The organism is Pedobacter sp. ASV1-7 (assembly GCF_040203335.1).
GTDB lineage: Bacteria > Bacteroidota > Bacteroidia > Sphingobacteriales > Sphingobacteriaceae > Pedobacter.
Genome location: NZ_JBEHBV010000002.1, coordinates 290,830 through 305,069 on the forward strand (window position 1 = coordinate 290,830; position 14,240 = coordinate 305,069).

Genomic DNA, 14,240 nt, shown 5'->3' on the forward strand with positions numbered 1-14,240 from the left:
CAACATGTTTAGTCGTCGAAAGTTTATAAAAGCAACTGCTATCTCTGCATCGCTGATTGTGGCTGATAAAAAAAGTATAGCCGCTTTAACTCCTCCTATTCTTAAAGCTGATGTAAAGCCAATCGTGATATCGACCTGGGATTTTGGTATTGCTGCCAATAAAGACGCATGGAAAATCTTGTCGACCGGCGGAAGAGCACTTGACGCTGTAGAGAAAGGTGTTCGCGTACCTGAAGCAGATCCTAAAAACCAGTCTGTAGGTTATGGCGGCTTACCTGATAGAGATGGTCATATAACACTTGATGCCTGTATTATGGATGAGCGAGGTAATTGCGGCTCAGTGGCTGGCCTGGAACACATTATGCATCCAATTTCTGTTGCAAGACTTGTGATGGAAAAGACGCCTCATGTGATGTTGGTTGGTGATGGCGCATTACAATTTGCACTTGAAAATGGTTTCAAAAAGGTGAACCTACTGACTAAAGAAAGTGAGAAAGCCTGGAAAGAATGGCTTAAAACGGCTAAGTATGCTCCTGTAATGAATATCGAAAATAAGTTATACAATAAGTCTGCCCCTACTAAATTACCCGGCAACCAATATAATCATGATACCATTGGTATGTTAGCGCTGGATATTAATGGCAATTTATCAGGAGCTTGTACAACTAGTGGAATGGCTTATAAATTACACGGACGTGTTGGTGACAGCCCTATAATTGGCGCTGGACTATATGTTGATAATGAAATTGGAGGTGCTACATCTACAGGTGTTGGAGAGGAAGTAATTCGCAATGTCGGCAGCTTCCTTGTTGTAGAACTAATGCGACAAGGCTATAGTCCCACTGATGCCTGTAAAGAGGCTGTAATTAGAATTATTAAGAAAAAACCCGACACAGCTAAAAACATACAGGTAGGCTTTTTAGCCTTAAACAAAAAAGGTGAATATGGTGCATATGCTATTCAGCAAGGCTTTAGTTATGCTGTATGTACTGAACAAAAAAGGGATTTATTGATTCCTGGAAAAAGCTATTATTAATTATTCAATTTCTTCATCAGGTATATGATAAATATGGAAGTCTGCGCAAACTCGTTGGAGTCGGCGCTTGAAGCACAAAGAGGTGGAGCTATTCGGGTTGAATTGTGTGACAATTTAGCTGAAGGTGGAACAACACCCAGTTATGCACAAATAGCATTAGCTAAAGAGCACCTATCTATTAAAGTATATCCTATCATAAGGCCCCGCGGTGGCGATTTCCTGTACAATGAAATGGAATTCAATATCATGAAGAGCGACATCAAAATCTGTAAAGCCTTAAACTGTGATGGTGTTGTCATTGGTATCTTAAATGCCGATGGTAGTATAGACATGGAAAGATGTGCTGAATTGATTGAGTTAGCCAGTCCTATGCCCGTTACCTTTCATAGGGCTTTTGACATGAGTTATAATCTGGAAACATCATTGGAAGCTGTTGTTTCTCTAGGTTGTGAAAGAATCCTGACCTCTGGTGGAGAGTCTTCCGCTATCAATGGGGCTGAAATGATTGCTAAACTGATTAAACAGGCTGCCGGACGCATTATTATTATGCCTGGAGCGGGTATTAATACAGGCAATATAGCCAAGCTTATAAAAACTACAGGGGCCTCAGAATTTCATGCTTCTGCAAAGCATGCCGTAAAAAGCAATATGGTATATAGAAATCCAAGGCTAAATATGGGAAGTGTTGCTGATGAATTTAGTTACGATCTGACCGACGCCGATACAGTTAAAATCTTGATTGAACTGGCTAACAAACCAGGATAAGCTCCTCAAGCTTAGTATTATAATATATGTATTTGTGCAAGTGATGTAAATTAAATATTGTAGGTATTAAATTACATAAAATAATCCAGTCAAACTCTTATATTTGCGCAACTGATGAAGCACATACGTAATTTCTGCATAATTGCACATATTGACCACGGTAAAAGCACTTTAGCTGACCGTTTATTGGAATACACTAAAACCATTTCACAACGTGAGTCTCAAGCTCAATTGCTGGATAACATGGATTTAGAGCGTGAACGTGGTATCACGATCAAAAGCCACGCTATACAAATGAATTATAAGGTTGGTGAAATTGAATACAATTTCAACCTGATTGATACACCTGGACACGTAGATTTTTCTTATGAGGTTTCTCGTTCTATCGCTGCCTGTGAAGGTGCTTTACTTATTGTAGACGCGTCTCAGGGTATTCAGGCACAAACCATTTCAAACTTATATCTTGCTTTAGAGCATGACCTTGAAATTATTCCGATTTTAAATAAAATGGACTTACCTGGAGCTATGCCTGAGGAAGTAAAAGACCAGATTATTGATTTGATTGGTTGTAAACGTGAGGAAATTATCCCTGCTTCCGGAAAAACTGGAATGGGTATACCAGATATCATACAAGCTATTGTAGATCGTGTTCCTGCACCAGTTGGTGATCCTGAAGCTCCATTGCAAGCTTTGATCTTTGACTCAGTTTTTAACCCTTTCAGGGGAATTATTGCCTACTATAAAGTAGTAAACGGAGAAATTAAAAAAGGTGACAAAGTGAAGTTCATCAACACTGGTAAACAGTATTTAGCTGATGAAGTTGGTATCCTTAAACTGGATATGTCGCCACGTAATGTAGTTAAAACCGGGGATGTAGGTTATATCATTTCTGGAATTAAAGAAGCTCGTGAAGTAAAGGTTGGGGATACAATTACTACTGTAGACAGGCCTTCATTAGAGTCTATCCAAGGGTTTGAAGAGGTTAAGCCAATGGTTTTCGCTGGTATTTACCCTGTTGACACGGATGATTTTGAGGAGCTACGTGAAGCCATGCATAAATTACAGCTAAACGATGCTTCAATTGTTTTCGAACCAGAAAGTTCTGCAGCATTAGGTTTTGGTTTCCGTTGCGGATTCCTTGGCATGTTACACATGGAAATTATCCAGGAGCGTTTGGAGCGTGAATTCGATATGACGGTTATTACCACCGTTCCCAACGTATCTTATATTGCTTATACTACAAAAGGAGACGAAGTAACAGTAAACAATCCATCTGATTTACCTGATCCAAGTAAGTTAGAGTCTGTTGAAGAGCCTTTCATTAAAGCAAATATCATTACAAAAGCTGAATTTGTTGGCCCGGTAATGTCCCTTTGTATCCAAAAAAGAGGTATTATTATTAATCAATCATACTTAACTTCAGATCGTGTAGAGCTTGTTTTTGAAATGCCTATGGGTGAAATCGTTTTCGATTTCTATGATAAGCTTAAAACAATTTCTAAAGGTTACGCTTCATTTGATTATCATCAGATTGGTTATCGTAAATCAGACCTGGTAAGGTTAGATATGTTGCTTAATGAAGAACCTGTTGATGCTTTATCTTCCTTAATCCACCGCAGTAATGCGTATGATTTTGGAAAGAAAATTTGCGAAAAGTTGAGAGAGCTTATCCCTCGTCAGCAATTCGAGATTAAAATACAGGCATCTATCGGTGCAAAAGTTATTGCAAGGGAAACACTTAGTGCTTTACGCAAAGATGTTACTGCTAAATGTTATGGTGGTGATATTTCACGTAAGCGTAAGTTACTTGAAAAACAGAAGCAAGGAAAGAAACGTATGCGCCAGGTTGGTAACGTAGAGATTCCACAAACAGCTTTTATGGCTGTTCTAAAACTGGATTAGTCTTTTAATTTATAAGTTCATCTAATTTTTAATAACAAACAACATTATCATACATGCAGTTACTTGACGGAAAATTCGCATCAGAAAAAATAAAACAGGAAATAGCAGCTGAAGCTGCAGACTTTTTAGCTACTAGTGGCCGAAAACCACACCTGGTTGCAATTTTAGTGGGTAACGATGGTGGTAGCGAAACTTATGTTGCCAGTAAAATGAAAAACTGTGAGAAGGTTGGTTTTCAATCCTCTCTGATCAGATATGATGTTACTGTAACTGAAGATGAACTGTTGAATAAGATCCAGGAGATTAATCAGGATGCTGGGGTTGATGGCTTAATTGTACAGCTTCCTCTTCCTAAACATATTGATCCCGAAAAGGTAACTGAAATGATCGACTACCGTAAGGATGTTGATGGTTTTCACCCAGTAAACCTTGGAAGAATGATGCGCAACCTACCTTGTTTTATTCCTGCTACACCTTATGGTATTTTATTGATGTTACAAGCTTATCAAATTGATACTACTGGTAAACACTGTGTGGTTGTTGGTCGTAGTAATATTGTTGGTAGCCCTATGAGTATCCTTATGGCACGTAATGCTAACCCAGGAAACTGCACAGTAACGCTTACACATAGTAAAACTGCTAATTTAAAAGAATTGGCTCTACAAGCTGATATTATTGTTGCTGCAATTGGTAAAAAGAACTTTGTTACTGCCGATATGGTAAAACCAGGTGCGATTATTATCGACGTAGGTATCAACAGAGAAACTTCTGACCAAACTAAGTCCGGCTATAAGTTATTTGGTGATGTGGATTTTGAAAATGTTGCGCCTAAGTCTTCATGGATTACTCCGGTTCCGGGTGGCGTTGGTTTGATGACCATAGTGGGATTACTTAAAAACACACTGGCATCAGCTAAAGGCGAGATTTACAGCTAAATAAATATTATAAAAGAAATTGGTATTAACTGCCAAACAGCTTTTTAATCCAACTTTCTTTAAAACCTACATATATCCCGTCGGCCCTGAGCTCTACGGGATATTTATTTATATAGTCGCCCTGCCCCTCTGCTCCTCTTCCTGTCTGTAAATTGTATTCCCAACGATGGATAGGACAAATCAAATGGCCATTTTTACACCAACCGCCACTCAAAACACCTCCTGCATGTGGACAATAATTCTGTACCACAAAAAACTCTCCTTCATGTTTTACCAGGCATAATTTTTTACCATCTACCATAATTTGTTTCACAAATTCCTCTTCTGGTATTTCTGTATCTATTTTATGCCACTTTAACTTATTCATGAGTTGGTCATTTATTGGTGTCAAGATACATATAATCTCATTTTAAACGGATATTTATTTACCTTTGCCTCCTTAATTATGGCACATCAAATACCAGAAGACGGCACGTTACTTCCTTTAATGGAAGAGTTTTACACTATACAGGGGGAAGGATTTAACACTGGAAAAGCAGCATACTTTATCCGTTTAGGCGGTTGTGATGTGGGGTGCCACTGGTGCGATGTAAAAGAAAGCTGGGATGCTGAGTTACATCCGCTTACTTTAACTGATGATATAGTTGCGAAAGCAGATACTTTTCCTGGCAAAGCTGTAGTGATTACTGGTGGTGAACCTTTGATTTATAACCTTGACTATCTGACAAAATCACTTCGTAGCAAGGGTATATTAACTTTTATTGAAACATCTGGTGCTTACCCTTTATCTGGAGAGTGGGACTGGATTTGTTTATCTCCTAAGAAATTTAAGGCTCCACGTCCTGATATTACTCCTTTTGCAAATGAGCTTAAGGTAATTGTTTTTAATAAGAGTGATTTTGAATGGGCAGAGAAATATGCAGAATCAGTTTCCGAGAACTGCAAGTTGTATTTACAACCAGAATGGTCAAAATCTAAAGAGATGACTCCGCTGATTATTGATTATGTAATGGCCAATCCTAAGTGGGAAATTTCCTTACAGACACATAAGTATCTAAACATCCCTTAAACGGAATAGATTATTTTTTTTACATTTAACCTTATAGTTATTATAACTTGGCATAAATGAAGAAAATTGCGCTTTTACTATTCCTTTTTTGTATTATCAAAAATGCTGATGCGCAAACCTCTACGGTAAAAAAAGCGCAATCAAGTTATGATAAGGCACAGGTACAACTTGCTTCTAGCAATTATGATCATGCAGTAACTTTATTACAGGAGGCTGTGAAAACTGATCCCACTTTTCAGTTTGCCTTTTTTCAATTAGCAGATATCAGCCGCAGACTTAAATTATATGAGCAGGCAAAGCAAAACTACAACAGTGCACTTGCTTTAGGGAGTAATCTGGAACCTAGATTTTATTATGGTTATGCTGAAGCTGAGATACATACTGGTGATTACGTAAATGCCTTAAAACATCTAAAGCTGTTCATAAATACTTATACAGGCAATGATCCTGACTTTATAGACAAAGCAAAAAAGTATGCAAAGGATTGTGAATTTGCCATTGTAGCATTGAAAAATCCTATAAAATACGAACCAGTAAACATGGGGGCTGAAATCAACTCTGTTCACCGTGATTATTTTCCCTCTGTCACTGCAGATGGCAATCAACTCATTTTTAGCAGAAAAATAGATGATAATGAAGACTTCTATGTTTCTTCTTTAAAGGATAAACTATGGAGTAGCCCAACTCCTCTGAGTAACCAGATTAATACTTCAAAATATAATGAAGGGGCACAATCTATTTCTGCTGATGGCAGGTATCTATTTTTTACAGGCTGTAATCGTCCGGATGGTTTAGGACGTTGTGATATATATGTTAGTCATAAAATTGGAAAAGAATGGGGCGAACCATTTAATCTTGGCGCACCAATTAATTCTACTTATTGGGAATCTCAACCTGCCATTAGTCCAGATGGAAGTACTTTATACTTTGTAAGTAACAGACCTGGTGGTTTAGGGGGCTATGATATATGGAAAAGTATGTTAAAAGCAGATGGCTTTTGGACGACCCCTGAAAACCTTGGACCAAACATTAATACGCCTTACGATGAACACACTCCTTTTATACATCCTGATGGAAAGACTTTGTACTTTTCTTCGGATGGTTGGCCAGGAATGGGCAATAAGGATATTTTCATGAGCCGTTCTGATGAAAAGGGCAACTGGTCCAAACCCGAAAACCTAGGTTATCCTATTAACACTTTTAATGAAGAAACAGGTTTAATTGTAACTCCTGATGGCAATTACGGTTTATTTTCATCGAACTTAAAGGGCGGTTATGGAGATATGGATATTTACCAGTTTAAAATGCCCGAAAGTAAAAAGCCGCTTCCGATTACTTATGTTAAAGGGATTGTGACAGACAAAGAGACCAATGCTTTTTTAGAAGCGAAAGTCCACGTTGTAAACTTAAAAAACAGGAAAATTGAGTATAGTGATTATACCTCAGCAGAAACTGGGGATTTTTTAGCGGTAATGCCTATTGGAGGAAATTATGCCTTTAATGTGAGTGCAAATGGTTATATATTTTATTCGGAAAACTATGCGCTTGACACTGCCTATATCAATAATCCATTTATTTTATCAGTTAGACTCGATAAATTGATTATTGGAAAAAATATGGTGATGAGAAATGTTTTCTTCGATACCAATTCCTATAATCTTTTACCTGCATCAGTTACAGAACTAAATACGCTTAAAGAGCTCCTTCAAGACCATACCAATCTGGCTATAGAGATACAAGGACATACTGACAATGTGGGTAATGATATAATCAATGAAAAACTATCATTACAACGCGCTAAAGCCGTTTATGATTATCTGATTGAAAATAGAATTGCTCCTGAAAGATTGAACTTTAAAGGCTATGGAGCTAAAAATCCCATAGCACCGAACGACACAGAAGTGCAAAGAAAACAAAACAGGAGAACCTCTTTTGTAGTTACAAAAATCTAAGAAAAAAGCGGTTAAATAACCGCTTTTCTTATTCTTATTAACTTCACTAATAGCTCTTCTATCAAATCCAGATGCAGCATATTTGCACCATCGGATTTTGCATTAGCCGGATCAGGATGCGTTTCAATAAACAATCCATCAGCACCCACCGCAATAGCTGCTTTAGCAATGGTTTCTATCAATTCGGGCTTACCACCAGTTACACCAGAACTTTGATTAGGCTGTTGCAATGAATGTGTACAATCCATTACTACCGGAACACCAAAACTTTGCATTTCCGGAATTCCGCGATAATCAACGATTAAATCCTGGTAACCAAAAGTATTCCCCCTGTCCGTAAGGATTACCTTATTGTTACTTGACTCTACAATTTTTTCTACAGCAAACTTCATTGATCCCGCAGAAAGAAACTGGCCTTTTTTTACATTTACTACTTTATTTGTTTTAGCAGCAGCGATTAGTAAATCAGTCTGACGACAAAGGAATGCTGGAATTTGAAGTACATCAACATAGGCTGCTGCCATAGCAGCTTCCGCACTTTCATGAATGTCGGTTACGGTCGGTACACTAAAAGTCTTTCCAATCTTCTCTAAGATCTTCAATGCTTTTTCGTCACCTATTCCAGTAAAAGAACCACCTTTAGAACGATTTGCTTTACGGTAAGAACCCTTAAAAATAAAAGGAATCTCTAGTTTATCAGTAATTGTTACCAATCGTTCAGCTATTCTAAGTGCAATCTCTTCACCTTCTATTGCACATGGTCCTGCCATTAAAAAGAAGTTACCAGAATCTATATTTTTTAAATTATCTAATGAAATGTTGGTCATTACTTTTGTTATAGTATTAATTTCCTAATTCAGACATAAACTTTATACGCATCAGCTGTATTTCTTCGCGTGAGTAGTCAGTTTCTCCCAACTCTTTCAATGCCTCATCTATAGAGTCATTTTCAGCAGATTGGAAATAATCAAATACTTCATCTTGTCTGTCTTCGTCAATTACTTCATCCACAAAATAGTTCAGGTTTAGTTTAGTTCCTGAGTTTACGATAGCTTCTATTTCTTTCAAAATGTCATCATAAGTGATGCCTTTAGCCTTAGCGATATCTTCAAGGCCTATCTTTCTATCGATATTTTGAATAATGGAGACTTTAAGCTGCGATTTATTGGCCTGTGTTTTAATGATCAGATCTATAGGGCGTTCAATATCATTATCTTCCACATATTTCTTAATCAATTCCAGAAAAGGAGCACCAAACTTTAATGCTTTACCATTTCCTACTCCAGAAATCTGCTTCAATTCATCCATAGCTATAGGATAATGTGTACACATTTCTTCTAGTGATGGATCTTGGAAAACGACAAATGGAGGTACATTTTTCTGTTTGGCTATTTTCTTTCGCAGATCTTTAAGCAGTTGCAATAACTGAGTATCCGTTGTTCCTGAACCATGTTTTACATCATCTTCATCATCATCCGCTGCACTTTCAATCGGCTCATTCAGGATAAACTTAAGGCTATAAGGATTTTCGATAAAGTCACGGCCTGAATTGGTTAAACCCAGTAGTCCATAGTTATCAATATCTTTAGAAAGGAAGTTATTTAATACAGCCTGTCTAACCAAAGATTTCCAGTAGCTCTCTCCTTCCACAACACCTATTCCAAATTCAGGAAGTTTACTATGTTCGTAAGCAATAGTTTGTGCTGTTTCAGATCCCATAATTAAATTAAGGATATGCGAATCATCAAATTTCTCCCCTACTTTCTGAATTAATTTGAGAAGTAAAGACAATGAATCTTCAGCTTCAAAAAGAGTCTTCGGCTTTTTACAGTTGTCGCACATACAGTTACAACCTGTTTCATTAAAGTTTTCCCCGAAATAGTGAAGGATCTGCTTTCTTCTGCAGACAGCCGATTCAGCATAATCAATAACCTCTTTTAAAATCTGAGTACCTATTTCTCTTTCAGAAACAGGTTTATCTTTCATAAACTTAGCCAGTTTATCTACGTCCTTTTGTGCATAGAAAGCAATACAAACCCCTTCTCCACCATCTCTTCCAGCTCTACCTGTTTCCTGGTAATAGCCTTCCATACTTTTAGGGATATCGTGGTGTATTACAAAACGAACATCAGGTTTATCTATTCCCATACCAAAAGCTATGGTCGCTACAATCACCTCTACATCTTCCATTAGAAACTTGTCCTGAGTTTCAGCTCTAACTTTAGGTTCTAATCCAGCATGGTAAGGTAAAGCCTTAATACCGTTCAAATTCAAAGCTTCAGCGACTTCTTCTACCTTTTTACGGCTTAAGCAATAGATAATTCCAGATTTACCAGTGTTGTATTTTATATACCTGATAATCTCTTTTATGATATCGCGTTTAGGTCTGATTTCATAAAACAAGTTAGGCCTGTTAAATGAAGACTTAAACAGTGTTGCATCGCTCATCTGAAGATTTTTAATGATATCATGCTGCACTTTAGGAGTGGCTGTTGCAGTTAAGGCTATGATAGGAATACCCTCACCCAAGCCACTAATAACCTGTCTGATCTTACGATACTCGGGTCTGAAATCATGTCCCCACTCGGAAATACAGTGAGCCTCATCTACCGCTACAAAAGATATTTTAATCAGTTTCAGGAATTCAATATTATCCTGTTTAGAAAGCGACTCAGGAGCAACATAAAGTAACTTAGTTTGTCCGCTTAATAAATCTCCCTTTACCTGGGCAATTTCTGTTTTGTTCAGTGACGAGTTTAAAAAATGTGCAATACTATCACTTCCACCAAAAGCTCTCAATTGATCTACCTGATTTTTCATCAGTGCTATTAGTGGTGAAATAACAATTGCTGTACCTTCATTCATCAATGCAGGTAACTGGTAACATATGGATTTCCCCCCCCCTGTGGGCATGATCACAAAAGTATTCTTCTTCTCAAGAACATTGGTGATTATTGACTCCTGATCACCCTTAAAATTATCAAAACCAAAAAAGGTTTGTAAGTTGTCAAACAACGACTTTTTCACATCCATTTCGTGTATAAAATATTCAGTGCTATATTTACTTCAAAATAACATAATTTTGCACTAATTCAAAGCATCAATATACTAATAAATTCTGTTTGAAAAGTAAAAAATCTATTATCGAGGCGGGTGTCAGCACTTTACAGTTAGAGGCTGATGCAATTTTAGGCTTAATTAAAAATATAAATGATGATTTTGTTAAAGTTGTTGACTTAATTATTGAAAGTAACGGACGTATAATCGTTACGGGAATTGGCAAAAGTGCCATTATTGCACAAAAAATTGTAGCAACTTTCAACTCAACTGGTACTCCTTCCATATTTATGCACGCTGCAGATGCAGTACATGGAGACCTTGGAATGATCCAGAAAAACGACATTGTTATCTGCATTTCCAACAGTGGAAATACACCTGAAATAAAAGTACTTGCTCCCCTACTTAAACAGTCTGGGAATATCATGATCGGCATGATTGGGCAAATGAATTCAGAACTAGCTAAGCAAGCTGATCTGGTTTTAAATACTACTGTTGAAAAAGAGGCTTGTCCGCATAATCTTGCTCCAACTACCAGCACCACTGCACAGCTTGCTATGGGTGATGCGCTGGCAATGTGTTTATTGCATACCCGGAATTTTAATGAGCAAGATTTTGCGAGATATCATCCAGGCGGAGCATTAGGTAAAAAATTATATTTAAAGACGGGTGAACTGGCACTTAAAAACCAAAAACCAAGTATCAGTCCAGATGCATCGGTTAAAGATGTGATCGTAGAAATTAGCAGAAACCGTCTTGGTGCAGTTGTTGTTGTAGAGACGAACAAGATTTTAGGTATCATTACTGATGGTGACATCAGAAGGATGCTGGAGAATCATTCTGATTTAAGCAATATTAAAGCTAGAGACTTAATGAATTCAAATCCGAAGAGAATAGAAAAAGATTTATTGGCAATAAGTGCACTTGATGTCATAAAAGAAAATAACATAACCCAATTGTTAGTAACAGATGCCGGAAATTACTTTGGTATCGTACATTTGCATGACCTCCTTCAAGAGGGAATCATATAATACTTTCTAATTTAGCATGAATAAGAATAATTACGCATTGATAATGGCCGGCGGTGTTGGCAGTCGGTTCTGGCCGGTAAGCAGGACTGAGTTCCCAAAACAATTCATTGACTTCTTTGGTGTCGGAAAAACGTTGATTCAAAGTACTTATGATCGTTTTTTAAAGATATGTCCACCTGAAAATATATTTATTGTAACTAATGAAATCTACATAGATATCGTTAAAGAGCAATTACCTGATTTAAAAGAAAATCAGATCCTGGCTGAGCCTATAATGAGGAACACAGCGCCCTGCATTTCTTACGGATCAATGAAGATTGCGAGTCTGAATCCAAATGCAACCATTGTTGTTGCGCCATCAGATCATACCATAACCAATCAGGATGCTTTTGTATCGGCAATTGAGCAATCTTTAAAAGCAGCTTCTGAAAACAATTGTCTGATTACGCTAGGTATTAAACCAAGCAGACCAGATACAGGATATGGTTATATTCAATATGTAGAGAATACACTAAAAACTGACGAGCAAATCCATAAGGTGAAGATATTTACTGAAAAGCCAAATATTGAGCTCGCGAAATCATTTATACAAAGTGGCGATTTCCTATGGAATGCCGGGATATTTATCTGGTCTGCAAAGTCAATAAATGAATCATTCCACAAGCACCTTCCTGATATGCATGAGATATTTTTACAGGGACGCGCTTTATATAACACTGAAAATGAAAAACAATTTATCAGTGATGCCTATCAGCAATGTACAAACATTTCTATAGATTTTGCCATTATGGAAAAAGCTGATAATGTTTATGTGCTACCTGCAGAGTTTGGCTGGTCTGATTTAGGCACCTGGGCTTCAATATATGATATTGCTGAACATGATTACGTTGGCAATGCGGTGATACCTACTGAAAAGGTAATGATGTTTGATTCTTCAAATTGTATGGTTAATGTACCTAAAGATAAACTAGTTATTCTTCAAGGCTTACATGATTATATCGTTGTAGAATCTAACAACACATTACTTATCTGTCCACGCACAGAAGAACAATCTATTAAACAAATCGTTGCAGATGTAAAAGCTAAATTTGGCACAAAGTATATCTAGCCCTCAGCTTATTTTTCTATACCTACATCCGGGTCTGGACTAAAACCAGGTTCGGATGTCTTTTTATTCCCCTTTAAACATTTTGAGTTTTTTACAATGAGTAAGTTTTTATACGGAATTGATTTTGGAACAACCAATTCTGCCCTATCTATTTTTGATGAAGAGAAAAATCAAATTATAGAAACGATTATTGTGCCTTCAATTTTATACTTTGGAAGTGAACAGAGTGCAGCAGAGCCATTGAAATATGTAGTTGGAGAAGAAGCTATAGCAGCATACCTGGCTGACGGAATGAAGGGCCGTTTTATGAAATCAATTAAACGAATACTGCCAAGAAGCAGCTTTATCGAAACAAGGATCCACCATAAAAGATTAAATGCTTCTGACCTGGTGACCTTAATTTTAAAAGAATTAAAGACTAAGGCAGACCTGATTACTGGCATTGATTGTCAGAAAGCTGTTATCGGCAGACCTGTTTTCTTTGATGATGACAATACCACTAAGGATGCACTAGCACAAAAAAGATTAACTAAAGCAGCAGAGAATGCAGGATTTAATGAAGTAAGATTTCAGTTTGAACCTATTGGAGCGGCTTTTGCCTACGAAAAAACCATTAGTAAAAAAGAAAAAGTATTAGTTGCCGATCTGGGTGGTGGAACTACAGATTTTACCTATCTGGAGCTAGATCCTGCAAAAATTGGCAGTAAAGACCGTAAAAAAGACATTATTGCAACAGGAGGTATATATATTGGTGGCGACAGCTTTGATTCAGCTTTTATGTGGGAAAAGGGCACGCCATATTTCGGGAAACACACCATGTATGAAGCTGCCCCTGGAAAAATGTTAAAAGTTCCTGTTTCCCTATTTTCTAATATATGCTCATGGGAACAAATGAACTTTTTCAATGGATTAAAGGTAAAAAATGACATTCAGACATACTATCATTACTCCAAGCAGGACAAGACATTCAAAAACCTTATTACACTTATAGATAACAACTTAGGCTACTCTATATTCCAAACTATAGAGCAAACAAAAATAGAACTATCTAAACAAAGTACTTCAAAATTCAATTATTCAGAAATGGAGATCGAGATTGACGAAGCTATTTCTATTGAACAATATGAAACAGTTATTGATAAGGATATCAGAAAGATCAGCCAGTATCTTGATGCCTTTTTATTGCAGCATCAGATTAAGCCTGAAGAAATAAACAGCTTATTTTTAACAGGGGGAACATCAATGGTACTTGCCGTTAAAAACTTATTTAAAGTCAGATTCCCTGATACCCCAATGCATACCGGAGATAACTTTATGAGTGTTGCTAAAGGGTTAGCTTATAGCGGTTACTTATTTAACGAAGAATAATAAAAAATGGTCATCAG

Annotated in this window: 12 protein-coding genes; 9 read left to right on the top strand and 3 right to left on the bottom strand. The window is 37.1% G+C overall.

Annotated elements, in window-relative coordinates; genetic code table 11:
• The first annotated feature begins 4 nt into the window (after positions 1-4).
• From ABDJ41_RS06330 to ABDJ41_RS06345, 4 genes are all read left to right on the top strand, one after another.
• Complete coding sequence (locus tag ABDJ41_RS06330) at positions 5-1,036, top strand: glycosylasparaginase (RefSeq protein WP_349785008.1); 1,032 nt, start codon at positions 5-7, stop codon at positions 1,034-1,036.
• A gap of 33 nt (positions 1,037-1,069) precedes the next feature.
• The gene (locus ABDJ41_RS06335) at positions 1,070-1,801 is read left to right on the top strand and encodes a copper homeostasis protein CutC (RefSeq protein WP_349785009.1); all 732 of its coding nucleotides are present in this window, start codon (positions 1,070-1,072) and stop codon (positions 1,799-1,801) included.
• 114 nt (positions 1,802-1,915) lie between these two features.
• Positions 1,916-3,703, top strand: a complete 1,788-nt coding sequence (lepA, locus tag ABDJ41_RS06340) for a translation elongation factor 4 (protein WP_349785011.1) — start codon at positions 1,916-1,918, stop codon at positions 3,701-3,703.
• Between the two features lie 53 nt (positions 3,704-3,756).
• Entirely contained in the window at positions 3,757-4,638 is an 882-nt protein-coding gene (locus tag ABDJ41_RS06345; protein ID WP_349785013.1) for a bifunctional 5,10-methylenetetrahydrofolate dehydrogenase/5,10-methenyltetrahydrofolate cyclohydrolase, read from the top strand.
• A gap of 25 nt (positions 4,639-4,663) precedes the next feature.
• Here the strand turns inward: ABDJ41_RS06345 and ABDJ41_RS06350 are convergent, their stop codons facing one another.
• Positions 4,664-5,005, bottom strand: a complete 342-nt coding sequence (locus tag ABDJ41_RS06350; RefSeq protein ID WP_349785014.1) for a Rieske (2Fe-2S) protein — start codon at positions 5,003-5,005, stop codon at positions 4,664-4,666.
• A gap of 78 nt (positions 5,006-5,083) precedes the next feature.
• On the opposite strand from ABDJ41_RS06350, the gene ABDJ41_RS06355 reads away from it, so the two are divergent.
• Entirely contained in the window at positions 5,084-5,707 is a 624-nt protein-coding gene (locus ABDJ41_RS06355; RefSeq protein ID WP_349785015.1) for a 7-carboxy-7-deazaguanine synthase QueE, read from the top strand.
• 56 nt (positions 5,708-5,763) lie between these two features.
• Positions 5,764-7,659, top strand: coding sequence for an OmpA family protein (locus ABDJ41_RS06360; protein WP_349785017.1), 1,896 nt, complete (start codon positions 5,764-5,766; stop codon positions 7,657-7,659).
• A gap of 11 nt (positions 7,660-7,670) precedes the next feature.
• On the opposite strand, the gene kdsA is transcribed toward ABDJ41_RS06360, so the two are convergent.
• Positions 7,671-8,486 (bottom strand): 3-deoxy-8-phosphooctulonate synthase, encoded by an 816-nt coding sequence (gene kdsA, locus ABDJ41_RS06365; RefSeq protein ID WP_349785018.1) that lies wholly within the window; start codon positions 8,484-8,486, stop codon positions 7,671-7,673.
• 16 nt (positions 8,487-8,502) lie between these two features.
• Positions 8,503-10,692 carry a DNA helicase RecQ gene (gene recQ, locus ABDJ41_RS06370; RefSeq protein ID WP_349785019.1) on the bottom strand — a complete coding sequence of 730 codons (2,190 nt, stop codon included), beginning with the start codon at positions 10,690-10,692 and terminating at the stop codon, positions 8,503-8,505.
• 89 nt (positions 10,693-10,781) lie between these two features.
• Between recQ and ABDJ41_RS06375 the strand changes: the two genes are divergently transcribed.
• The 3 genes from ABDJ41_RS06375 to ABDJ41_RS06385 all read left to right on the top strand — a co-directional run bounded on the left by ABDJ41_RS06375 (position 10,782) and on the right by ABDJ41_RS06385 (position 14,223).
• Entirely contained in the window at positions 10,782-11,747 is a 966-nt protein-coding gene (locus ABDJ41_RS06375; protein WP_349785020.1) for a KpsF/GutQ family sugar-phosphate isomerase, read from the top strand.
• A gap of 16 nt (positions 11,748-11,763) precedes the next feature.
• On the top strand, positions 11,764-12,855 hold the full coding sequence (locus ABDJ41_RS06380; protein WP_349785021.1) for a mannose-1-phosphate guanylyltransferase: 1,092 nt from the start codon (positions 11,764-11,766) through the stop codon (positions 12,853-12,855).
• Positions 12,856-12,951: 96 nt separating this feature from the next.
• Positions 12,952-14,223 carry an Hsp70 family protein gene (locus tag ABDJ41_RS06385; protein ID WP_349785022.1) on the top strand — a complete coding sequence of 424 codons (1,272 nt, stop codon included), beginning with the start codon at positions 12,952-12,954 and terminating at the stop codon, positions 14,221-14,223.
• Positions 14,224-14,240: the final 17 nt, after the last annotated feature.